This window comes from Pseudomonas sp. FP597, assembly GCF_030687435.1.
Lineage (GTDB): Bacteria > Pseudomonadota > Gammaproteobacteria > Pseudomonadales > Pseudomonadaceae > Aquipseudomonas > Aquipseudomonas lactucae.
Window position 1 is genome coordinate 6,384,829 of the sequence record NZ_CP117432.1, and the last position, 21,573, is coordinate 6,406,401.

A 21,573-nucleotide genomic window follows, 5' to 3' on the forward strand; every position below is an offset into this window, starting at 1 on the left:
TTTGACGGTTTTTTGTTGTTATGTCCGTGCCACTCTCTGACGGAGCGGCGCCCAAAGCGCCGCAGGCTCTACTCTGCGGCAGACGGGAGTGAGGATGGCATGCCCTCGCACGCTCCGCCAGTCTCGCGGCGAGCTTTCTGGGGGGAAAAACGGGCTTATTCCGACAGAACGACCGGTATTTACGCCAGCAACGGCGGAAGTTCCTTATTGAGCGCCAGTTTTTCCATCACGGCGGTGCCGGTCAGCGCATACCCCAGCAGGCGGCCACTGGCATCGCGGCACAGCGCCTTGATGTCGGCGCCCTCGCCTTCGACACTCCATACGCCTTCGGTGCCGCGTGGGGGTGGCGAGACCACCAGCGGGCAGACCGGGGTTTTCACGGTGACGGGCATCGGGCCGTAGCTGACCGCCGTGGCGTTGCCGGCCAGGGTCTGGGCCAGCGCTCGGGCGCAGGTCATCAGCGGCATCACGTACAGCAGGTTCAAGCCATCGACCTCGGCGCAGTCGCCCAGGGCGTAGATGTTGGCGTGGGAGGTCTTGAGGTGGCGGTCCACCATGATGCCGCGGTTGGTCTGCAGGCCGGCGGCGGCGGCCAGGTCGGTGCGTGGGCGCAGGCCGATGGCCGAGACCACCAGGTCGCAGGGGATCACTGCACCGTCCGACAGGTGGGCTTCGAGGCCGTCCGCCGTACGCTGCAGGCGGTTGAGCACCGGCCCCAGGTGGAAACGCGCGCCCAGGCTTTCAAGGCCGGCCTGTACTGCGGCGGCCGCCGCCGGGTGCAGCAGGGTCGGCATGACTTGCTCGCAGGGGGCGACCAGGTCGATTTCATAACCGCCCAGGATCAAATCGTTGGCGAATTCACAGCCGATCAGGCCGGCGCCGAGCAGCAGCACGCGGCGCTTGCCGGCCGCGGCAGTGCGAAAGCGTGCGTAGTCTTCAAGGTCGTTGATCGGAAAAATCAGCTCGGCCGCATCGCCCTCGACGGGCACCTGCACGGTCTGGGCGCCCCAGGCCAGGACCAGGTCGCGGTAAGCCACGGCTTCCTCGCCGATCCACAGGCGCTTGTGGCCTGGGTCGATGCCGCTGATACGGGTGTGGGTGCGCACTTCGGCCTTGAGTTGCTCGGCCATGGCGCCAGGCTCAGCCATGCTCAGGCCGTCGGCTTCCTTGTTCTTGCCAAAGCCGGTGGAGAGCATGGGCTTGGAGTAGGAACGCCCATCATCCGCGGTGATCAGCAGCAAGGGGGTTTCGCTGTCGAGCTTGCGAAATTCCCGGGCCACGTTGTAACCGGCCAACCCTGTGCCGATGATCACGACAGGTGCGTTCATTCCATTCTCCTTGTAGTACGGTTCTTAAATGTTCAGATCAGGCGATTTCGATCATTTCGAAATCCATTTTGCCCACGCCGCAATCCGGGCACAGCCAGTCTTCAGGGACGTCTTGCCACAGGGTGCCCGGAGCGATTCCGTCATCCGGCCAGCCGTCTTTCTCGTCATAGATCAGGCCGCAGACTACACATTGCCACTTCTTCATTCTTGCTTCCTCAGGGTCCAGGCATCTTGGCCGACGGTCGATAGACCAGCGTTGCCGTACGGCTCAGGGCGTTTTGTACTGATCGGAGCCTGCAGATGCAAGCGCGATCGACGCAAGGTGCCGGCTCAGCCCGGCAAAAGTCCAAGGCGCCATGGTAAGCTCGCCGCCTCTTTCGCTGCCAATTACTGACTCTCCGTGCCGCACTCAATCGCCCTCCCCGAGGCTTGCCAATGGCTGATCCAGAGCCATTTGAGCCCCCTGCCCACGCCCTTGACCCTCGATTGGCTGTTCGATGAAGGCTCACTGACGCGCCGGTTGACGCGGCTGTCGAACGACGGCTTCAGCGTCACCCCACTGTTCGAAGGCTGGCAACCGCTGCGGGACGATGAGTGTGCGGCCCTGGACCTGGCCCCGGCCACGGTCGGCTGGGCGCGCGAGGTGTATTTACGCGGGCATGGCCAGCCGTGGGTATTTGCCCGCAGCGTGGCATCACGCAGTGCGCTGCAGGGCGACGGTTTGCACATGGACGAACTGGGCAGCCGCTCGCTGGGCGAGTTGTTGTTCTGCGACCAGGCGTTTACCCGCCAGGCGATCGAGGTGTGCCGTTACCCTCGGCAATGGCTGCCGAACGTCGACCAGGCTGATGGGCTATGGGCCCGTCGCTCGCGCTTCGACCGTGGCGCGCTGAGCGTGCTGGTGGCGGAAGTCTTCTTGCCGGGTTTCTGGCAGGCGCTGCATGACCATCCGGAGAACTGCTGATGTATCAACGTGCGCTCAAATCCTTGAACCGCTTGAACCCAAGGGCCTGGGACTTCATTCAGTTGACCCGCATGGACAAGCCCATCGGCATCTACCTGCTGTTGTGGCCGACGCTGTGGGCGCTGTGGATTGCCGGCAAGGGTTCGCCGTCGCTCGCCAATATCGTGATTTTCGTACTGGGCGTGGTACTCACCCGAGCGGGCGGCTGCGTGATCAATGACTGGGCCGACCGCAAGGTGGACGGCCATGTAAAGCGCACGGCACAACGTCCGCTGGCCAGCGGCAAGATCAGTTCAAAAGAGGCACTGGTGTTCTTTGCGCTGTTGATGGGCGTCAGTTTCCTGCTGGTGCTGCTGACCAACGCCACCACCATCCTGCTGTCCCTCGGCGGCCTGGCGCTGGCGGCGAGCTACCCGTTCATGAAGCGCTACACCTATTACCCGCAGGTGGTGTTGGGCGCGGCGTTTTCCTGGGGCATGCCGATGGCGTTTACCGCCGAAACAGGCGATTTGCCCGCCACTGCATGGCTGCTGTACATCGCCAACCTGCTGTGGACGGTGGGTTATGACACTTATTACGCAATGACCGACCGCGACGACGACTTGAAGATCGGCGTGAAATCCACCGCAATTCTGTTCGGCGATGCCGACCGGGTGATCATCCTCACGTTGCAGGGCCTGGCGCTGGTGTGCCTGTTGCTGGCGGGCGTGCGGTTTGAGCTGGGCGGCTGGTTCCACCTGGGGCTGCTGGCGGCGGCGGGCTGTTTTGCCTGGGAGTTCTGGTATACCCGCGACAGGGACCGCATGAAGTGCTTCAAGGCGTTTTTGCACAACCACTGGGCCGGGTTGGCGATTTTTGTGGGGATTGTGGTGGATTACGCGGTTCGCTGAGAGGGTTGCGGTGGCTGTAGCGACGCCATCGGGGGCAAGCCCCCTCCCACATTTGAAGGTGTTCACCCATCAACTGTGGGAGGGGGCTCGCCCCCGATGATTTCAGCAGCGCCGCGCAGTCAAGGCTTGATGATATGCCAAACCCCACCCTTGCCATCCCCTGTCTTGTCACCGGCTTTCTTGTCATCCTTGTAGGTGTAGACCGGCTTGCCTTTGTAGGCCCATTGACTGGTCTGATCGTCGCGAGTAATCACTGTCCAGTCGCCAGCCTTGGTATCCGTAGACTCCGCCTTCAGCGGCGGCCAGTTGGTCGCGCACTGGTCCTTGCACACCGACTTGCCGTCGGCATCCTTGTCGAAGGTATAGAGCGTCATCCCCTTGTGATCCACCAACATCCCATCTTTTTTCATCGCCGGCTCTGCGGCAAAGGCCAGGCCTGGCAGCATCAACGCCGCCGATAGCAGCAGGGCTTTCCAGGAAACAGTGCTGTAAGTCATCGGAACCTTCCTTTTGTGGTTGTCAGGATTCGGACCCAAAGGGTAGTCCAGAGTGCCGCGAATTGCCCGGACGACTAAATTACTGTCACACGACTGCAATAATTCCGTTATCTAATGCGGCGCAAGACAGTTAAATGACAAGAGGATTTTTGAGCATGGTTGGCAGGAGCATTCTGATTGTTGACGACGAAGCGCCCATCCGCGAGATGATCGCCGTTGCGTTGGAAATGGCCGGCTACGACTGCCTGGAGGCGGAAAATTCCCAGCAGGCCCATGCCATTATCGTCGACCGTAAGCCGGACCTGATCCTGCTGGACTGGATGCTGCCCGGCACCTCCGGCATCGAACTGGCGCGCCGTCTCAAGCGCGACGAGCTGACCGGGGACATCCCGATCATCATGCTTACCGCCAAGGGCGAAGAGGACAACAAGATCCAGGGCCTGGAAGTGGGCGCCGACGACTACATCACCAAGCCGTTTTCCCCACGCGAGCTGGTTGCACGCCTCAAAGCCGTACTGCGCCGCGCCGGCCCGACGGATGGCGAAGCGCCGATCGAAGTCGGTGGGCTGCTGCTGGACCCGATCAGCCACCGCGTGACCATCGACGGCAAGCCGGCCGAAATGGGCCCCACCGAATACCGCCTGCTGCAGTTCTTCATGACCCACCAGGAGCGCGCCTACACTCGTGGCCAGTTGCTCGATCAGGTCTGGGGCGGCAACGTCTACGTCGAAGAGCGCACCGTGGACGTGCATATCCGCCGTCTGCGCAAAGCCTTGGGCGATGCCTATGAGAATCTGGTACAAACCGTGCGCGGCACGGGCTATAGGTTTTCAACCAAAGGCTGAGCCAGCCGCTTCGTGACTCAAGAGCCTGACTTAAACAGCTGACAAGGACGCATGTTCAAGTGAACCAAAACTGGCATGGCACCCTGATCCGCCACATGCTTCTGTTGATCACCGGCTGCCTGTTGGTCGGGCTGATCAGCGGCTACTACGGCTGGAGCCTGGCCATCGGCATCGGCCTGTACCTGGGCTGGACCCTCAAGCAACTGCTGCGCCTGCATGAATGGCTGCGCCAGCACAAACCCGACGAAGCGCCACCCGACGGCTACGGCCTGTGGGGCGAGGTGTTCGACAGCATCTATCACCTGCAACGCCGCGACCAACGGGTACGCGGGCGCCTGCAAGCGGTGATCGACCGGGTGCAGGAGTCCACCGCCGCGCTCAAGGACGCGGTGATCATGCTCGACAGCGACGGCAACCTGGAATGGTGGAACCGCGCGGCCGAAACCCTGCTGGGCCTCAAGACGCCCCAGGACAGCGGTCAGCCGGTGACCAACCTGGTGCGCCACCCGCGCTTCAAGGAGTACTTCGAGCAGGACAACTACGAAGAAGCCCTGGAAATCCCCTCGCCGACCAACGACCGCGTGCGTATCCAGCTGTACCTGACGCGCTACGGCAACAACGAGCACCTGATGCTGGTGCGCGACGTGACCCGCATCCACCAGTTGGAACAGATGCGCAAAGACTTCGTCGCCAACGTCTCCCACGAACTACGCACGCCGTTGACGGTGATCTGCGGGTATCTGGAGACGCTGCTGGACAATGTCGACGAGATCAACCCGCGCTGGAGCCGCGCCCTGCAACAGATGCAGCAACAGGGTTCGCGCATGCAGACCCTGCTCAACGACCTGCTGTTGCTGGCCAAGCTTGAGGCCACCGATTACCCCTCGGACAACCACCCGGTGGCCGTGCAAAGCCTGCTGCAGACCATCAAGAATGACGCCCAGGCCCTCTCCGGCGAGCGCGGACAGCAGATCAGCCTGGAAGCTGACGCTTCAGTGATGCTCAAGGGCAGTGAGGGCGAACTGCGCAGTGCGTTCTCCAACCTGGTGTTCAACGCCGTGAAGTACACCCAGGACAAGGGCACTATCCGCATCCGCTGGTGGGCCGACGCGCAGGGCGCGCACCTGAGCGTGCAGGACTCCGGCATCGGCATCGACGCCAAGCACCTGCCGCGCCTGACCGAACGCTTCTACCGCGTCGATTCCAGCCGCAACTCCAACACCGGCGGCACCGGGCTGGGCCTGGCGATCGTCAAGCATGTGTTGCTGCGCCATCGCGCACGCCTGGAAATCAGCAGTGTGCTGGGGCATGGCAGTACGTTTACCTGCCATTTTCCAACGACGCAGGTAACGCGTTCGCGCCTCGTCGGGAATGACGAATAATCCAAACACAACACAGCTGGAAATGTGGGAGGGGCGGATTCCACACCCCACCCGGCAGCAACCACTAGGCAAGCGCCCCGTCAGCGGCTACATTGGCCGACTTGCGCCTGCCTTTCAGGCCCTTCTGTCATCCCTTATTGAACACACGGAACCCGCAAAACCCCATCATGGACCCTTCCCCTGGCATCACCCTCGCGACCCTCTTCGCCGACTTCGGCATGATTCTTTTTGCTCTGATCCTGGTACTGCTCAACGGTTTCTTCGTTGCGGCGGAATTCGCCATGGTCAAATTGCGCTCGACCCGGGTCGAAGCCATCGCCCACACCAACGGCTGGCGCGGGCAGATCCTGCGCACCGTACACAGCCAGCTCGACGCTTATCTGTCGGCCTGCCAGCTGGGTATCACCCTCGCCTCCCTGGGGTTGGGCTGGGTCGGTGAGCCGGCCTTTGCGCATATCCTTGAGCCTCTGTTGGGCGCCGTGGGCGTCGAATCCCCGGAAGTGATCAAGGGCGTGTCGTTCTTTGCCGCGTTCTTCGTGATTTCCTACCTGCACATCGTGGTCGGTGAACTGGCGCCCAAGTCCTGGGCCATCCGCAAGCCCGAGCTGCTGTCGCTGTGGACGGCGGTGCCGCTGTACCTGTTCTACTGGGCCATGTACCCGGCGATCTACCTGCTCAACGCCAGCGCCAACGCTATTTTGCGCATTGCCGGCCAAGGCGAGCCTGGCCCGCATCACGAACACCATTACAGCCGCGAAGAACTCAAGCTGATCCTGCACTCCAGCCGTGGCCAGGACCCGAGCGACCAAGGCATGCGTGTGCTGGCCTCGGCCGTGGAAATGGGCGAGCTGGAAGTCGTGGACTGGGCCAATTCCCGGGAAGACCTCGTCACCCTGGACTTCAACGCCCCGCTCAAAGAGATCCTGGCGCTGTTCCGCCGCCACAAGTTCAGCCGCTACCCGGTGTATGACGCGGTGCGCAACGAGTTCGTCGGCTTGCTGCACATCAAGGACCTGCTGCTGGAACTGGCGGCCCTGGATCACATCCCCGAGTCGTTCAACCTGGCCGAACTGACCCGTCCGCTGGAACGCGTTTCCCGGCACATGCCGTTGTCGCAGTTGCTGGAGCAGTTCCGCAAAGGCGGCGCACACTTCGCCCTGGTGGAAGAAGCCGACGGCAAGATCATCGGCTACCTCACCATGGAAGACGTGCTGGAAGTGCTGGTGGGCGATATTCAGGACGAACACCGCAAGGCCGAGCGCGGCATTCTGGCCTACCAGCCGGGCAAGCTGCTGGTGCGCGGCGATACACCGCTGTTCAAGGTCGAACGCCTGCTGGGCGTCGACCTGGACCACATCGAGGCCGAAACCCTGGCCGGCCTGATCTACGACACGCTCAAGCGCGTGCCGGAAGAGGAAGAAGTGCTGGAGGTTGAAGGCCTGCGCATCATCATCAAGAAGATGAAAGGGCCGAAAATCGTGCTGGCCAAGGTGTTACTGCTGGACTGACCGCAGGAACGCAAACCAAATGTGGGAGAAGCCCCCCCTCCCACATTGGTTAGGCGTTGCTCTTCAGATCACGCACCCGGCACAAAATGCTTCTGCGCCGTGCCCCGTGCGATCAGGCGGGAAATGTAGTCGAGTTTCTGCGCGTCCTGGTCGATAAACCGGAAGGTCAGCTGCAGCCAGTCGCTGTCGGGCCTGGGCTCGAAGGCGACGATGGCGTGCAGGTAGCCGTTGAGGCGGGCCACTTCGGCGTTCTCGCCTTGCTCCAGGTCAAGCACGGCGCTTTCCAGTACCTGAGGCAGGACGTCACCTCGACGCACCACCAGCAGCGCTTCCTTGATGCTCAGCGCCTTGATCACGCATTGCTGGGTGCCGCTGGACAGGCGCAGTTGGCCCTGGCCACGGCCGGCGGACGGCGCAGCGGCGGAGGGCGCTTGAACCGGCGGGCTGTTGAGCAGGCCTCTGCTTGGCGCAGGTGCGGCGGCGGCAACGGGCGCTGCGCGCGCGGCCTCAGGCTTGCCGCCCGTCAGGGCGCTCAGAGAGTCGTTGCCGAACGCCGAGTTCATCTTGGTCGGTGCGCTGGCAACCAGGGCGTCGAGGCGACCGACCTTGTGCAGGGCCTGCTTGACCTTGTTCAGCAGTTGCTCGTTGGTGAACGGCTTGCTGACGTAGCCGGAAACCCCAGCCTGGATGGCCTGGACTACGTTCTCTTTGTCGCCACGGCTGGTCACCATCACGAATGGCATGGCCTTGAGGTGCGGTTGCTCGCGGCACCAGGTCAACAGCTCCAGGCCGGACATCTCCGGCATTTCCCAGTCGCACAGCACCAGGTCGAAGGACTCGCGCATCAGGATGGTCTGGGCCTTCTTGCCATTCACCGCATCTTCAAGCTTGATCCCAGGGAAGTAGTTGCGCAGGCACTTCTTCACCAGGTCGCGGATAAACGAGGCGTCATCCACCACCAATACACTGACTTTACTCATCGACCCTTCATCCTATAAAAACTTCGGCACGCAAAACGCCTGACTGATGGCATTTTGCCAAAACTCTGCAGTCACGTTCGGACTTTCTTTTACCCGATTCGTAAAAATTCAGGTGCCACAAACGAAAACGCCCGACCAAAGGCCGGGCGTTAATTTCTCGGGCAACTTACTTATCGTCAGGTTCGCCCGGAACATTAGGGTTTTGATCGGCTGAACCTTCAACTTCAGCCTTCATGCGCTTGAGGCCCATGTGCCGTACGTCGGTACCGCGAACCAGGTAGATCACCAGTTCCGAGATATTGCGCGCGTGGTCGCCGATCCGCTCCAGGGAGCGCAGCACCCAGATAATGCTCAAGACCCTTGAGATAGAGCGCGGGTCTTCCATCATGTAGGTGGCCAGCTCACGCAGGGCGGTTTTGTATTCGCGGTCGATGACTTTGTCGTACTGCGCGACCGACAACGCCAGGTCCGCGTCGAAACGCGCAAACGCGTCAAGGGCATCGCGCACCATGTTGCGCACTTGGTCGCCGATATGACGCACCTCCACATAACCGCGCGGCGCTTCGCCTTCTTCGCAGAGCTGGATGGCGCGGCGGGCGATCTTGGTGGCTTCGTCGCCGATGCGCTCCAGGTCGATCACCGACTTGGAGATGCTGATGATCAAACGCAGGTCCGAGGCCGCCGGCTGGCGACGGGCGAGAATGCGCAGGCATTCTTCGTCAATGTTGCGTTCCATCTGGTTGATCTGGTCGTCAATCTCACGCACTTGCTGGGCCAGGCCCGAATCGGCCTCGATCAGCGCGGTGACCGCATCGTTGACTTGCTTCTCCACCAGGCCGCCCATCGCCAGGAGGTGGCTGCGCACCTCCTCGAGCTCGGCGTTGAACTGCGCGGAGATGTGATGGGTAAGGCCTTCTTTGCTAATCATGTTGGCGTCCTTGGAGCGTCCGGTAAGGTGCGGAGAACCGCAGCGTCAGTGCAATCAGAACCACAGCTTCCTAGCCGTAGCGACCGGTGATGTAGTCTTCGGTCTGCTTCTTCGCCGGATTGGTGAACAGGGTATCGGTATCGCCGAACTCCACCAACTTGCCCATGTACATGAACGCGGTGTAGTCGGACACCCGCGCCGCCTGTTGCATGTTGTGAGTCACGATGACGATGGTGAACTTGGATTTCAGCTCGTAGATCAGTTCTTCGACTTTCAGCGTCGAAATCGGGTCGAGTGCCGAGCACGGTTCGTCGAGCAGCAGCACTTCCGGCTCCACGGCGATGGTACGGGCGATCACCAGACGTTGCTGCTGGCCGCCGGACAAGCCGAGTGCGGATTCGTGCAGGCGGTCCTTGACCTCGTCCCACAGCGCCGCGCCCTTCAAGGCCCACTCGACGGCTTCATCGAGGATGCGCTTCTTGTTGATGCCCTGGATGCGCAGGCCGTAGACCACGTTTTCGTAGATGGTCTTGGGGAATGGGTTGGGCTTCTGGAACACCATGCCCACCCGACGACGCAGCTCGGCCACGTCCTCGCCCTTGCGGTAGATGTTGGTGCCATAGAGGTTGATGGCGCCTTCCACACGGCAACCGTCCACCAAGTCGTTCATGCGGTTGAACGTGCGCAGCAGCGTGGATTTACCGCAGCCCGACGGGCCGATAAAGGCGGTCACACGCTGCTTGGGGATGTTCATGCTGACGTCGAACAGCGCCTGCTTTTCACCGTAGTACAGGCTCAGGCCCGGTACTTCGATGGCCACAGTTTCCTGGGCCAGGCTCAGGCTCTGCTTGTCGCGACCCAGGGCAGACATGTTGATGCCGTGGGAATGGGTGTCTTGTTGCATGGTCTCACTCCGTTCGTAGCTGCAAGCTTTTAGCTGCACGCCGCAAGATTTGAGCAAAAGCGGCGTGTAGCTTGCCGCTTGTGGCTAATAGCTTTAGCTGTCCAACGCTTTGTATTTTTCGCGCAGGTGGTTACGAATCCACACCGCCGACAGGTTGAGCGTGGCGATCACCAGCACCAGCAGCAACGCGGTGGCGTACACCAGCGGCCGCGCGGCTTCGACGTTGGGGCTCTGGAAGCCAACGTCATAGATATGAAAGCCCAAATGCATGATCTTCTGGTCCAGGTGCAGGTACGGGTAGTTGCCGTCCAGCGGCAGCGACGGCGCCAGCTTCACCACGCCTACCAGCATCAGCGGCGCGACTTCGCCGGCGGCACGGGCCACGGCGAGAATCATGCCGGTCATCATCGCCGGGCTGGCCATCGGCAGCACGATCTTCCACAGCGTTTCCGCCTTGGTCGCGCCCAGCGCCAGCGAGCCTTCGCGCACGGTGCGAGGAATCCGCGCCAGGCCTTCTTCGGTGGCCACGATCACCACCGGCACGGCCAGCAGCGCCAGGGTCAGCGAGGCCCAGAGCAGGCCCGGGGTACCGAAGGTCGGGGCCGGCAGGGCCTCGGCGAAGAACAGACGGTCAACCGAACCACCCAGTACATACACGAAGAAGCCCAGGCCGAACACGCCGTAGACGATGGCCGGTACACCGGCCAGGTTGTTCACGGCGATGCGGATGATGCGGGTCAGGGTGTTCTGCTTGGCGTACTCACGCAGGTACACCGCGGCCAGTACGCCGAACGGGGTCACGATCATCGCCATGATCAGGGTCATCATCACGGTGCCGAAGATAGCCGGGAAGATCCCGCCTTCGGTGTTGGCTTCCCGTGGGTCATCGCTGAGGAATTCCCAGACCTTGCTGAAGTAGAAGCCGATCTTGGTCAGCGTGCCCATGGCGTTCGGCTGATAGGCGTGCACCACTTTGCCGATGCCGATTTCAATTTCCTTGCCGTTGCCGTCACGGGCCGTCAACGCGTCGCGGTTGAACTGGGCGTGCAGGTCGGCCAGGCGCGCTTCGATGTCCTGGTAACGGGCGTTCAGCTCAGCGCGGTCGGCGTCCATGTCGGCCTGGGCGGCGGCGTCGAGCTTGCCTTCCAACTCCAGCTTGCGACCGTGCAGGCGGATGCGCTCCAACCCGGCGTTGATCGCGCCGATATCGGTTTTTTCCAGCGTCTTGAGCTGGGCGGCCAACGCGTTGACGCGGTCGACGCGGGCTTGCAGCTCCGGCCACGCGGCCTCGCCTTCGGCGATGACCTTGCCGTCCTGCTTGACGTTGACCAGGGTGCCGTAGAAGTTACCCCACTCGCGCCGTTCGATGGTCATCAGGTTCGCGGGCCTGGTCTGATCCTTGAGCCATTCGCCGACGATCCAGGTGAAATCGTTGCCGTTCAGGTCGCGGTTGCCGACCTTGATCAGCTCGCGGGTCATGAATTCCGGGCCCTGGTCCGGCACCGGCAGGCCCGCGCTTTTCAGACGCTCGCGCGGCACTTCTTCCTTCTGCACCACTTCGCCGATGACGACATGGTTTTCCTGGCCCGGCACGCTGTAGTTGGCCTGGATCAGGTCGGCCGGCCAGAAATGGCCCAAGCCACGCACCGCAATCACAGCCAGCAGGCCAATGGTCATGATGACCGCGATGGACACCGCGCCACCGCTGATCCAGACGCCGGGGGCGCCGCTCTTGAACCATCCATTCAGGGAGTTCTGTTTCACAGACTTCTACCTTTCTTAAAGCGACGAGTATTTCTTGCGCAGACGCTGACGGATCAGCTCGGCGAGGGTGTTCATGATGAAGGTGAACAGCAGCAACACCAGCGCCGAGAGGAACAGCACGCGATAGTGACTGCCGCCCACTTCCGACTCGGGCATCTCCACCGCGACGTTGGCCGCCAGGGTGCGCAGGCCTTCGAACAGGTTCATCTCCATCACTGGCGTGTTACCGGTGGCCATCAGCACGATCATGGTTTCGCCGACGGCGCGGCCCATGCCGATCATCAAGGCCGAAAAGATGCCCGGGCTGGCGGTCAGGATCACCACGCGGGTCATGGTCTGCCACGGCGTGGCGCCCAGGGCCAGCGAGCCCAGGGTCAGGCCGCGTGGCACGCTGAACACGGCGTCTTCGGCGATGGAGTAGATGTTCGGGATCACTGCAAAACCCATGGCCAGCCCCACCACCAGTGCGTTGCGCTGGTCGTAGGTAATTCCCAGGTCGTGGGAGATCCACATGCGCATGTCGCCGCCGAAGAACCAGGTCTCCAGGTACGGGCTCATGTACAGCGACAGCCAGCCCACGAACAGGATCACCGGGATCAGGATCGCGCTCTCCCAGCCATCCGGAACCCGCAGGCGAATCGATTCGGGCAGGCGACTGAAGACGAAACCGGCGACGAGGATGCCTATCGGCAGCAGCATCAGCAGGCTGAAAATCCCCGGCAGATGCCCCTCTACATACGGCGCCAGGAACAGGCCGGCGAAGAAACCGAGGATTACCGTCGGCATCGCTTCCATCAATTCGATCACCGGCTTGACCTTGCGGCGCAGGCTCGGGGCCATGAAGTAAGCGGTGTAGATGGCCGCGGCAACCGCCAGTGGCGCCGCCAGCAGCATGGCGTAGAACGCCGCCTTCAGCGTACCGAAGGTCAATGGCGCCAGGCTCATCTTGGGTTCGAAGTCGGTGTTGGCGGCGGTCGATTGCCAGACGTACTTAGGCTCGTCGTAGTTTTCGTACCAGACCTTGCTCCACAACGCGCTCCAGGACACTTCGGGGTGCGGGTTATCCAGCAGCAGCGGTTGCAGCTTGCCGTCGGCCTCCACGATCACGCGGTTGGCGCGAGGCGACAGACCGAACACGCCCTGGCCGTCAACCACCGGGTCCACCAGCAAAGTGCGGTGGGCGGTGCTGTGGAACACGCCGAATTTGCCGGAAGCGTCGAGGGCGGTGAAACCTTTGCGACGCTCTTCGGCGGTGATTTCCACAATCGGCGCGGTGCCCATCTGGAAGGTGCGGATTTGCTTGAGGTGCTGCTCGCCATCCGGGTCGCGGGCCATGAACCACTGGGCCAGGCCACCTTTGGAGTTACCGACGATCAGCGAGATACCGCCCACCAGCTGGGTGCTGGCGGTGATTTCGGCGTTGCCGTCTTCCAATAGCTTGTATCGACCATTGAGGCTCTTGTCGCGCAGGCTGAACACATCGGCCAAGGCACGGCCGTTGATCACATACAGCCACTGCTGGCGCGGGTCGATGAAGATCGCCTTCACCGGCTCGGTCATCTGCGGCAGCTCGACACGTTTCTGCTCGCTGGTGACTTCGCCGGTCATCATGTTTTCTTCGCGGCTCAGGGTCAGCACATTCAGGTGCGAACCGGCGGAACCGGCCACCACCAGGGAGGTGTCGGTGGCATTGAGTGCTACGTGCTCCAGCGAGCGACCGGCCTCGTCCAGCACGATCGGCGTTTCACCGTAGGGGTATTCGATCGCGGGGGTGATGGTCTTCTTGCCGTCCGGGTAGGACACCTTGTAGGTGTGGCGGAACACCAGGGACTGACCATTGGACAAACCAAGAATCACCAGCGGGCTGCCCGGCTGGTCTTCGCCGATGGATGCAACGCTGACACCGGCCGGAAGCGGCAGGTCGAAACGCTTGAGTTCAGCACCGGTGTCGACTGCAAAAAACAGCGCCTGGCCCTTGTCGGAAACCCGCATGGCGACTTGGTTCTGTTCTTCGAGGGAGATCAGCAACGGCTTGCCGGCGTCCTGCATCCAGGCAGGTGTCAGCGCATCTTCCTTGGTCAGCGAGGCACCCTGGAACAGCGGCGCGACTACATAGGCGAGGAAGAAGAAGATCAGGGTGATAGCGCCAAGGACAGCGAGGCCGCCCACCAGCACGTACCAACGGGTCAGGCGGTCCTTGAGCGCGCGAATGCGGCGCTTGCGTTGCAGCTCAGGGGTATTGAAATCAATGCGCTTGGGAGGAGAAGTCGTCGTCATGGTGGAATTGGCCAGATCATTCATGCGCACACCCTAGCGATCCTGTATGACAGAAAGATGACAGTGCAGTGACGCAACGAATCCGCCGCGAAGCAAGGCTGGCAGCGGATTGTAAAATTCGGATGCGGAGCCGGTATTCCGGCCCCGCAGAGGCAATCAGTTGCCTTCTTTCAGACCCAGGTCAGCCAGGGCCTTGGCGGCGACCTTGGCTGGCAGTGGGATGTAGCCGTCTTTCACTACAACTTCCTGGCCCTGTTTGGACAGAACCAGTTTCACGAACTCGGCTTCCAGCGGCGCCAGAGGCTTGTTCGGGGCTTTGTTGACGTACACGTAGAGGAAGCGCGACAGCGGGTATTTGCCGTTCAGGGCGTTTTCTTCACTGTCTTCGACGAATTCAGTGCTGCCTTTCTTGGCCAGGGCCACGGTCTTCACGCTGGCGGTCTTGTAGCCGATGCCCGAGTAACCGATGCCGTTGAGCGAAGAGCTGATCGACTGCACGACCGAAGCCGAGCCGGGCTGTTCGTTCACGTTAGGCTTGTAGTCGCCTTTGCACAGGGCTTCTTCCTTGAAGTAGCCGTAGGTGCCGGATACCGAGTTACGACCGAACAATTGGACCGGCTTGTTGGCCAGGTCGCCGGTCACACCCAGGTCGCCCCAGGTTTTCACGTCAGCTTTGCCACCGCACAGGCGAGTCGAGGAGAAAATCGCGTCGACTTGTTCCATGGTCAGGTGCTGGATCGGGTTGTCCTTGTGCACGAACACGGCCAGGGCATCGACGGCGACCGGGATAGCGGTAGGCTTATAGCCGTACTTTTGCTCGAAGGCCGCCAGTTCGGTGTCCTTCATCTTGCGGCTCATCGGGCCCAGGTTGGAGGTGCCTTCAGTCAGCGCAGGTGGCGCGGTGGCGGAGCCGGCAGCTTGAATCTGGATGTTGACGTTCGGGTATTCCTTTTTGTACCCCTCGGCCCACAGGGTCATCAGGTTAGCCAGGGTATCGGAACCGACGCTGGACAGGTTGCCCGACACACCAGTGGTCTTAACGTAAGCCGGGATTGCCGGGTCAACACCAGCGGCCACCGCGTTGGCGGTCGCAACGCCAGCAGCGACAAAAGTCATTGCCGCCATCAAACGTTTCAGTTTCATGCCTTGCTCCTAGCAGATAGGGATAATTGGATCGGGGCCAAGTATCGAGAGGCCGTGTGAACACTCTATGTCTGGAATATGACAATTAGATGAAAGGCCACTATCGCAAGCAAAGGTTTAAGAAGACTAAAAGTGGGATGAACACCGTCCCTGTGGCGAGGGAGCTTGCTCCCGCTGGGTCGCGAAGCGGCCCTGAAGAGGGGGACTGCTGCGCAGTCCTACGGGAGCAAGCTCCCTCGCCACAGTGAATCGGGCAGGGTATTACCGCCCGCGCTTCCAGAGATACCCACCCACCACCATCCCCATCACGCACAGGACGGCAACATAGTAAGCCGGGCCCATCGGGCTTTCCTTCATCAGCAGCGACACCGCCAGCGGCGTCAGTCCGCCAAATACGGCGTAGGCCACGTTGTAGGAGAACGACAGACCACTGAAACGCACCACTGGAGGGAACGCCTTGACCATCACATACGGCACCACGCCGATAGTGCCGACGAACAGACCGGTCAGCGCGTAAAGCGGGAACAGCCAGTCCGGGTGGGCCATCAGGCTGTGGTACAGCGTCCATGACGTCGCCAGCAGCAAGGCGCAACCGGTAATCAGCACGCGGCCGGCGCCAAAGCGGTCGGCCAACGCGCCGGAGGCGATGCAGCCCAGGCTCAGGGTGACGATGGCCAGGCTGTTGGCCTGCAGCGCAACGGTCGGGCTGAAGTGGTAGATAGTTTGCAGCACGGTCGGGGTCATCAGGATGACCACCACCACACCAGCCGACAGCAGCCAGGTCAGCAGCATCGACAGCACAATGGCGCCGCGGTGGTCGCGCAGCACGGCACGCAAGGGCAACTCGGCGGCCAGGGTCTTGCGTTGCTGCATCTCGGCGAAGATTGGCGTTTCATGCAGCCAGCGGCGCAGGTACACCGACAGCAGGCCGAACACGCCGCCAAGCAGAAACGGGATACGCCAGGCGTAATCCGAAACCTGCTCCGGGCTGTAAATCGTGTTGATGGCGGTGGCCACCAGTGAACCCAGCAGGATCCCGGCGGTGAGGCCACTGGTCAGAGTGCCGCAGGCATAGCCGATATGGCGCGGCGGTACGTGCTCGGAGACGAACACCCAGGCGCCCGGCACTTCGCCGCCGATTGCGGCGCCCTGGATGATGCGCATCAACAGCAACAGGACCGGCGCCCACAAGCCGATCTGCGCGTAGGTCGGCAGCAGGCCCATGATCAAGGTCGGCACGGCCATCATGAAGATGCTCAGGGTGAACATTTTCTTGCGGCCCAGCAGGTCGCCGAAGTGCGCCATGATGATGCCGCCCAGGGGCCGCGCCAGGTAACCGGCGGCGAAGATGCCGAAGGCCTGCATCATGCGCAGCCATTCGGGCATGTCGACGGGGAAAAACAGTTTTCCGACCACGGTGGCGAAAAACACGAAAATGATGAAATCGTAGAACTCCAGCGCCCCGCCCAAGGCAGACAGCGAGAGGGTTTTGTAGTCGTTGCGGGTCAGCGGGCGCGAGGGTTGCGCACTGCTTGCGGGCACGGAGGACATGGCAAGGCTTCTCTTATAGTCATTATCGATATCAAGGACGGCACGCCCGTGACTGGCGGCGGGTTTGGCAAGATAGCAAATCGCTTGTAAAAGCACAGCGCCAGGAGAACAGTTGCCCGCAAAAGCCCCGATACAGCGCCTATTTACCGACCAAATGAGCCTCGAGAGGTCGTCGTGATGCCAGGGTGTCGATATACTCGGCCCTTGCAGGCGCAAGAACCTCAGTCTTGAGGGGCTGCTGTGCCAAAACGCCGTTGGGTGCCACCCAGCCGATTTGGCAGAGTTTCCCTTTAGTACGCCTTACGAGAAACGCATTGAGCGGTGTATGTTGGTGCTGAAACGTTTTTCTACAAGACGGCTATCCACTTGAAATACCCATGAAGCGTCACGGGTCAGAGGCACCCCCGGCATGATCGAACTCGAACAAGAAGATCCTATCCCGCAAGGCGATCTCGCCCTGCAAATCACCGCGCTCCCGCGTGAAACCAACGGTTTCGGCGATATCTTCGGCGGCTGGCTGGTGGCGCAGATGGACCTGGCCGGTACAGCGATGGCCAGCAAGGTCGCGGGTGGCCGTGTGGCGACCGTCGCCATCGACCGCATGGCGTTCCTGGTGCCGGTGGCGGTGGGTGCGCAGTTGTCCTTCTATACCCAGGCCCTGGAAATCGGCCGCAGCTCGATCCAGATGATGGTCGAAGTGTGGAGCGACGACCCGTTGTCCAGCGAATGGCGCAAGGTCACCGAGGCGGTGTTTGTCTTCGTTGCCATCGATGGTAGCGGCCGCACACGCTCGGTGCCGTCACGCGCGCGTTAAACATCACCGGGTTTTGACGGTCAATTGCCCCATTGCCTGCTATCAAGAGTGCTGTGTCATGCCTTTGCCCCACGTTGAAACCCTGAAAATCGACGAGCTGGACTGCTGGCTCATCCGCCACAACGGCGCCGAACTGAGGGTGGCCCAGCAGGGCGCGCACATCTTCAGTTACCAGCGTGACGGCGAGCAGCCGCTGATCTGGCCTAACCCGGCAGCCGTGTTCAAGCAGGGCAAAGGCATCCGCACCGGAGTCCCGGTGTGCTGGCCGTGGTTTGGCGTGTTCGACCGCAACCCGCCCAGCGTAAAGGCGATGCGCCAAAGCGATCAGCCGGCCGGCGCCCATGGTTTTGTGCGTACAGCGCTGTGGGAATTGGCCGGGACGGCGTTTGAAGGCGAGGCTTTGCGCATCGACCTGATACTACCGGTGCCTGCAGGCGGTTTCCCCGGCTGGCCCCATCAAGTCGACCTGAAACTCAGCCTGCTGCTGGACGACCACCTGCATATCCGCCTGACCAGCCATAACCGTGGCACAGACACCGTGACCCTCAGCCAGGCGCTGCACACCTACTTCGCCGTGAGCGATGTGCGCAATGTGCAGGTCGAAGGCCTGGATGGGACGACGTATATCGACACCGCCGATGGCTGGAGCGAGAAAACCCAGTCCGGGCTGCTGAGCTTTACCGCAGAGACTGACCGTATCTACCTGGGCACGCCCGCTGAGCTGAGTATTGTCGACAACGACTGGCAGCGCCGTATCCAGCTCTCCAGCGAAGGTTCGAAGTCGACCGTGATCTGGAACCCCTGGACCGAACGCGCCAAGGCGTTCGACGATATGGTCGACGATGGCTGGCAGGGCATGCTGTGCATCGAGACGGCGAATGTGCTGGACGATGTGGTTGAATTGGCGCCCGGCAAAAGCCACATCTTGGGCGTGAGCATTACCAGTACTACTTTATAAACCCAATCAAAATGTGGGAGGGGCTTGCTCCCGATAGCAGAGGGTCAGTCAGCACATTTGTGACTGATAGACCGCTATCGGGAGCAAGCCGAATCGTCGCACCGCCCCTCCCACATTGGTTTGTGTTTTAGTTTAGAGATCGGATTCCTTCACCACCCGCACCTTCCCCGCATCCAGCGCATACGCCGCATCCGCCAGGTCGTTGTTCACCTTCTCCACCTTCAAGGTGCCGGTGACCCACAACGGTGTGTAGATATCATCCAACTTCAACCCCTTGGGATAACGCACCAGCACCAACTGATTAGGTGGCGGTGGCGGAACGTGGATGCACGCGCCTGGGTACGGCACCAGGAAGAACAACGTGCTGCGGCCCTTGGCGTCGGTTTCCAACGGTACCGGGTAGCCGCCGATACGGATGTTCTTGCCGTTCATGGCGGCCACGGTCTTGGTGGAATACATCACCGCCGGCAGACCTTTGCTCTGCTTCAGGCCGCCCTTATCGGTAAAGGTGCCCTGGGCTTCGGGGGAGTTGTGGTCAATCTCGGGCATGGCTTCGAGGGCTTTCTGGTCTGAAAGCGGCATGAGGTCGAGCCAGTCGGTTTCCGGCAGTTCACCGGCGTGCGCCAGGCCAGAGCCCAGCAAGAGAAGAGTCAAGAGAAGACGGCGCATGAAGAAGCTCGGCAAGTACAAGTGCCGAGCATTCTAGCCCTCTGCGCCTACGCAGCGCAGAGGACTTCGTCGGCTGATTACTTCTTTTTGATCAAGCCGTAGATCACCAGCAGCACAATGGCGCCGACCAGCGCGCCGAGGAAGCCTGCGCCTTGACCGGCCTGGTAGATACCCAGGGCCTGACCACCATAGGTCGCGGCCAGGGAGCCGGCGATACCCAACAGAATGGTCATGATCCAGCCCATGCTGTCGTCGCCTGGCTTGAGGAAACGCGCGAGCAGACCGACGATAAAGCCGATAACGATGGTTCCGATGATACCCATGGCATTTCCCTCTGAATGAAGTGAACTATGCCAAAGCCTAGACAGGCTTTGGCATCCTGCAATCAGAGGATGGCGATCCCCGAATGGTTCCCGCCATCGCCAGGCAAATTATTGCTCGGCGATCAGCGCTTCGACCTTGAGGATCTGCGCCTGCAGCGTCGCGCGGTCCTTGCAGCGCAGGTTGGCATGGCCGACCTTGCGCCCGGCCTTGAAGGCCTTGCCGTAGTGATGCACGTGGCAATCGTCGATCGCCATCACCCGCTCAACCGGCGGCACCGTACCGATGAAGTTGAGCATGGCGCTCTCGCCGACCTTGGCCGTGGAGCCCAGCGGCAGGCCTGCCACGGCACGCAGGTGGTTTTCGAACTGGCTGCACTCGGCGCCTTCGGTGGTCCAGTGCCCGGAGTTGTGCACACGCGGGGCGATTTCGTTGGCCTTGAGGCCGCCGTCGACTTCAAAGAACTCGAACGCCATCACACCGACATAATCCAGCTGCTTGAGCACACGGCTGGAGTAGTCTTCGGCCAGCGCCTGCAACGGGTGGTCGGTGCTGGCCACGGACAGTTTGAGGATGCCGTTGACGTGAGTGTTGTGCACCAACGGGTAAAAACGGATTTCGCCATCCCGAGCCCGCACGGCAATCAGCGAGACTTCGCCGGTGAACGGCACGAAGCCCTCCAGCAGGCAGGCGACGCTGCCCAGCTCGGCGAAGGTGCCGACCACATCGGCAGCGGTGCGCAGGACTTTCTGGCCCTTGCCGTCGTAACCCAGGGTGCGGGTTTTCAGCACGGCCGGCAGGCCAATGCTGGCGACAGCGGCGTCGAGGTCGGCCTGGGATTGAATATCGGCGAAGGCCGGGGTCGGAATGCCCAGGTCCTTGAACATGCTCTTCTCGAACCAGCGGTCACGCGCGATGCGCAGGGCTTCGGCGCTTGGGTATACCGGTACGAACTGCGAAAGGAACGCGACGGTTTCGGCCGGGACGCTTTCGAACTCGAAGGTCACCAGATCCACTTCGTCGGCCAATTGGCGCAAGTGGTCCGGGTCGCTGTAGTCAGCGCGCAGGTGTTCACCCAGGGCGGCCGCGCAGGCGTCCGGCGCCGGGTCAAGGAAAGCGAAATTCATCCCCAGCGGGGTTCCCGCCAGCGCCAGCATGCGGCCCAGTTGGCCGCCACCGATTACACCGATTTTCATCGTCAACAACCTCAGGCGATACGTGGGTCTGGATTGTCCAGCACGCTGTCTGTCTGCTCAGCACGGAATTTTTTCAGCACCGCGTGAAACTGCGGGTGCTTGGCGCCCAGGATGCTGGCCGACAGCAGGGCTGCGTTAATCGCGCCAGCCTTGCCGATCGCCAGGGTGGCCACCGGGATCCCGGCCGGCATCTGCACGATGGACAACAGCGAGTCCACGCCCGAGAGCATCGCCGACTGCACTGGCACGCCTAGCACCGGCAGGTGAGTCTTGGCCGCACACATGCCTGGCAAATGCGCTGCACCGCCGGCACCGGCGATGATCACCTCGATGCCACGGGATTCTGCCTCATCGGCATACTGGAACAGCAAATCCGGGGTGCGGTGGGCGGAGACCACCTTCACTTCATACGGAATGCCGAGCTTTTCCAGCATATCGGCGGTGTGGCTAAGGGTGGACCAATCGGACTTGGAGCCCATGATCACGCCAACCAATGCACTCATCGTCGTGCCTCTTCTCTCTGGGCGCCCGCGGGCGCGTCAAAAAACAACAAGCCACGCGGGAAATCCGGCGTGGCTTGGTGTACGAATTTAGGCCGGTTGGACCGGCCGAAGGCCGCGCAGTATACCGTAATAATGCAGATAAACAGCCCCT

21 protein-coding genes are annotated in these 21,573 nt (G+C 61.6%); 7 read left to right on the forward strand and 14 right to left on the reverse strand.

What is annotated here, in order from left to right; translation table 11 throughout:
- Positions 1-179 precede the first annotated feature (179 nt).
- Together PSH66_RS29385 and PSH66_RS29390 are read right to left on the reverse strand one after the other, a co-directional pair.
- Positions 180-1,328, reverse strand: a complete 1,149-nt coding sequence (locus PSH66_RS29385) for an NAD(P)/FAD-dependent oxidoreductase (protein WP_305428106.1) — start codon at positions 1,326-1,328, stop codon at positions 180-182.
- Positions 1,329-1,365: 37 nt separating this feature from the next.
- A complete protein-coding gene (locus PSH66_RS29390) occupies positions 1,366-1,533 on the reverse strand; it encodes a rubredoxin (protein WP_003176960.1) in 168 nt (55 codons plus the stop codon).
- A gap of 195 nt (positions 1,534-1,728) precedes the next feature.
- On the opposite strand from PSH66_RS29390, the gene PSH66_RS29395 reads away from it, so the two are divergent.
- Together PSH66_RS29395 and ubiA are read left to right on the forward strand one after the other, a co-directional pair.
- Positions 1,729-2,292, forward strand: a complete 564-nt coding sequence (locus PSH66_RS29395) for a chorismate lyase (protein ID WP_003176961.1) — start codon at positions 1,729-1,731, stop codon at positions 2,290-2,292.
- Complete coding sequence (gene ubiA / locus PSH66_RS29400; protein WP_141062844.1) at positions 2,292-3,182, forward strand: 4-hydroxybenzoate octaprenyltransferase; 891 nt, start codon at positions 2,292-2,294, stop codon at positions 3,180-3,182. The genes PSH66_RS29395 and ubiA overlap by 1 nt, the downstream gene beginning before the upstream one ends.
- Before the next feature lie 119 nt (positions 3,183-3,301).
- Here ubiA and PSH66_RS29405 read toward each other — a convergent pair whose 3' ends face one another.
- Positions 3,302-3,679 carry a hypothetical protein gene (locus PSH66_RS29405; RefSeq protein WP_141062843.1) on the reverse strand — a complete coding sequence of 126 codons (378 nt, stop codon included), beginning with the start codon at positions 3,677-3,679 and terminating at the stop codon, positions 3,302-3,304.
- A gap of 155 nt (positions 3,680-3,834) precedes the next feature.
- Here PSH66_RS29405 and phoB point away from each other — a divergent pair, with 155 nt between their 5' ends.
- The 3 genes from phoB to PSH66_RS29420 all read left to right on the forward strand — a co-directional run bounded on the left by phoB (position 3,835) and on the right by PSH66_RS29420 (position 7,414).
- Positions 3,835-4,524 carry a phosphate regulon transcriptional regulator PhoB gene (gene phoB / locus PSH66_RS29410; protein WP_003176964.1) on the forward strand — a complete coding sequence of 230 codons (690 nt, stop codon included), beginning with the start codon at positions 3,835-3,837 and terminating at the stop codon, positions 4,522-4,524.
- Between the two features lie 95 nt (positions 4,525-4,619).
- The gene (gene phoR / locus PSH66_RS29415; protein ID WP_254854518.1) at positions 4,620-5,906 is read left to right on the forward strand and encodes a phosphate regulon sensor histidine kinase PhoR; all 1,287 of its coding nucleotides are present in this window, start codon (positions 4,620-4,622) and stop codon (positions 5,904-5,906) included.
- Positions 5,907-6,073: 167 nt separating this feature from the next.
- Entirely contained in the window at positions 6,074-7,414 is a 1,341-nt protein-coding gene (locus PSH66_RS29420; protein WP_078826606.1) for a hemolysin family protein, read from the forward strand.
- A 68-nt stretch (positions 7,415-7,482) separates the two neighbouring features.
- Here PSH66_RS29420 and PSH66_RS29425 read toward each other — a convergent pair whose 3' ends face one another.
- The 7 genes from PSH66_RS29425 to PSH66_RS29455 form a co-directional block, all read right to left on the reverse strand.
- Entirely contained in the window at positions 7,483-8,394 is a 912-nt protein-coding gene (locus PSH66_RS29425; RefSeq protein WP_305428108.1) for a response regulator, read from the reverse strand.
- A 166-nt stretch (positions 8,395-8,560) separates the two neighbouring features.
- Positions 8,561-9,322, reverse strand: a complete 762-nt coding sequence (phoU, locus tag PSH66_RS29430) for a phosphate signaling complex protein PhoU (RefSeq protein WP_003176968.1) — start codon at positions 9,320-9,322, stop codon at positions 8,561-8,563.
- Positions 9,323-9,392: 70 nt separating this feature from the next.
- Positions 9,393-10,226 carry a phosphate ABC transporter ATP-binding protein PstB gene (gene pstB / locus PSH66_RS29435; RefSeq protein WP_049710890.1) on the reverse strand — a complete coding sequence of 278 codons (834 nt, stop codon included), beginning with the start codon at positions 10,224-10,226 and terminating at the stop codon, positions 9,393-9,395.
- A 93-nt stretch (positions 10,227-10,319) separates the two neighbouring features.
- Positions 10,320-11,990 (reverse strand): phosphate ABC transporter permease PstA, encoded by a 1,671-nt coding sequence (pstA, locus tag PSH66_RS29440; protein ID WP_141062841.1) that lies wholly within the window; start codon positions 11,988-11,990, stop codon positions 10,320-10,322.
- A gap of 15 nt (positions 11,991-12,005) precedes the next feature.
- Positions 12,006-14,039: an ABC transporter permease subunit gene (locus tag PSH66_RS29445; protein ID WP_198140494.1), complete on the reverse strand. Its 2,034-nt coding sequence runs from the start codon at positions 14,037-14,039 to the stop codon at positions 12,006-12,008.
- 384 nt (positions 14,040-14,423) lie between these two features.
- Positions 14,424-15,410 carry a phosphate ABC transporter substrate-binding protein PstS gene (locus tag PSH66_RS29450; RefSeq protein WP_003176973.1) on the reverse strand — a complete coding sequence of 329 codons (987 nt, stop codon included), beginning with the start codon at positions 15,408-15,410 and terminating at the stop codon, positions 14,424-14,426.
- 261 nt (positions 15,411-15,671) lie between these two features.
- Entirely contained in the window at positions 15,672-16,961 is a 1,290-nt protein-coding gene (locus PSH66_RS29455) for an MFS transporter (protein ID WP_305428109.1), read from the reverse strand.
- 409 nt (positions 16,962-17,370) lie between these two features.
- Here PSH66_RS29455 and PSH66_RS29460 point away from each other — a divergent pair, with 409 nt between their 5' ends.
- Entirely contained in the window at positions 17,371-17,775 is a 405-nt protein-coding gene (locus tag PSH66_RS29460) for an acyl-CoA thioesterase (protein ID WP_003176975.1), read from the forward strand.
- A gap of 58 nt (positions 17,776-17,833) precedes the next feature.
- Complete coding sequence (locus tag PSH66_RS29465; protein ID WP_141062839.1) at positions 17,834-18,733, forward strand: D-hexose-6-phosphate mutarotase; 900 nt, start codon at positions 17,834-17,836, stop codon at positions 18,731-18,733.
- 132 nt (positions 18,734-18,865) lie between these two features.
- Here the strand turns inward: PSH66_RS29465 and PSH66_RS29470 are convergent, their stop codons facing one another.
- The 4 genes from PSH66_RS29470 to purE form a co-directional block, all read right to left on the reverse strand.
- Complete coding sequence (locus PSH66_RS29470) at positions 18,866-19,402, reverse strand: DUF3299 domain-containing protein (protein ID WP_050784921.1); 537 nt, start codon at positions 19,400-19,402, stop codon at positions 18,866-18,868.
- Between the two features lie 77 nt (positions 19,403-19,479).
- Positions 19,480-19,725 (reverse strand): GlsB/YeaQ/YmgE family stress response membrane protein, encoded by a 246-nt coding sequence (locus tag PSH66_RS29475; protein ID WP_003176978.1) that lies wholly within the window; start codon positions 19,723-19,725, stop codon positions 19,480-19,482.
- A 108-nt stretch (positions 19,726-19,833) separates the two neighbouring features.
- Positions 19,834-20,919 (reverse strand): 5-(carboxyamino)imidazole ribonucleotide synthase, encoded by a 1,086-nt coding sequence (locus PSH66_RS29480; protein WP_003176979.1) that lies wholly within the window; start codon positions 20,917-20,919, stop codon positions 19,834-19,836.
- A gap of 11 nt (positions 20,920-20,930) precedes the next feature.
- Positions 20,931-21,422, reverse strand: a complete 492-nt coding sequence (gene purE / locus PSH66_RS29485) for a 5-(carboxyamino)imidazole ribonucleotide mutase (protein ID WP_003176980.1) — start codon at positions 21,420-21,422, stop codon at positions 20,931-20,933.
- Positions 21,423-21,573 lie beyond the last annotated feature (151 nt).

Excerpts from the sequence above, each read along its gene's own strand:
- PSH66_RS29465 (WP_141062839.1), top strand. The coding sequence starts at position 17,834 with ATGCCTTTGCCCCACGTTGAAACCCTGAAAATCGACGAGCTGGACTGC.
- PSH66_RS29385 (WP_305428106.1), bottom strand. The coding sequence starts at position 1,328 with ATGAACGCACCTGTCGTGATCATCGGCACAGGGTTGGCCGGTTACAAC.
- phoB (WP_003176964.1), top strand. The coding sequence starts at position 3,835 with ATGGTTGGCAGGAGCATTCTGATTGTTGACGACGAAGCGCCCATCCGC.
- PSH66_RS29420 (WP_078826606.1), top strand. The coding sequence starts at position 6,074 with ATGGACCCTTCCCCTGGCATCACCCTCGCGACCCTCTTCGCCGACTTC.
- phoU (WP_003176968.1), bottom strand. The coding sequence starts at position 9,322 with ATGATTAGCAAAGAAGGCCTTACCCATCACATCTCCGCGCAGTTCAAC.
- PSH66_RS29450 (WP_003176973.1), bottom strand. The coding sequence starts at position 15,410 with ATGAAACTGAAACGTTTGATGGCGGCAATGACTTTTGTCGCTGCTGGC.
- PSH66_RS29425 (WP_305428108.1), bottom strand. The coding sequence starts at position 8,394 with ATGAGTAAAGTCAGTGTATTGGTGGTGGATGACGCCTCGTTTATCCGC.
- ubiA (WP_141062844.1), top strand. The coding sequence starts at position 2,292 with ATGTATCAACGTGCGCTCAAATCCTTGAACCGCTTGAACCCAAGGGCC.
- PSH66_RS29470 (WP_050784921.1), bottom strand. The coding sequence starts at position 19,402 with ATGCGCCGTCTTCTCTTGACTCTTCTCTTGCTGGGCTCTGGCCTGGCG.
- PSH66_RS29460 (WP_003176975.1), top strand. The coding sequence starts at position 17,371 with ATGATCGAACTCGAACAAGAAGATCCTATCCCGCAAGGCGATCTCGCC.
- PSH66_RS29390 (WP_003176960.1), bottom strand. The coding sequence starts at position 1,533 with ATGAAGAAGTGGCAATGTGTAGTCTGCGGCCTGATCTATGACGAGAAA.
- PSH66_RS29405 (WP_141062843.1), bottom strand. The coding sequence starts at position 3,679 with ATGACTTACAGCACTGTTTCCTGGAAAGCCCTGCTGCTATCGGCGGCG.
- phoR (WP_254854518.1), top strand. The coding sequence starts at position 4,620 with ATGCTTCTGTTGATCACCGGCTGCCTGTTGGTCGGGCTGATCAGCGGC.
- PSH66_RS29480 (WP_003176979.1), bottom strand. The coding sequence starts at position 20,919 with ATGAAAATCGGTGTAATCGGTGGCGGCCAACTGGGCCGCATGCTGGCG.
- PSH66_RS29445 (WP_198140494.1), bottom strand. The coding sequence starts at position 14,039 with ATGCAGGACGCCGGCAAGCCGTTGCTGATCTCCCTCGAAGAACAGAAC.
- PSH66_RS29455 (WP_305428109.1), bottom strand. The coding sequence starts at position 16,961 with ATGTCCTCCGTGCCCGCAAGCAGTGCGCAACCCTCGCGCCCGCTGACC.
- pstB (WP_049710890.1), bottom strand. The coding sequence starts at position 10,226 with ATGCAACAAGACACCCATTCCCACGGCATCAACATGTCTGCCCTGGGT.
- purE (WP_003176980.1), bottom strand. The coding sequence starts at position 21,422 with ATGAGTGCATTGGTTGGCGTGATCATGGGCTCCAAGTCCGATTGGTCC.
- PSH66_RS29475 (WP_003176978.1), bottom strand. The coding sequence starts at position 19,725 with ATGGGTATCATCGGAACCATCGTTATCGGCTTTATCGTCGGTCTGCTC.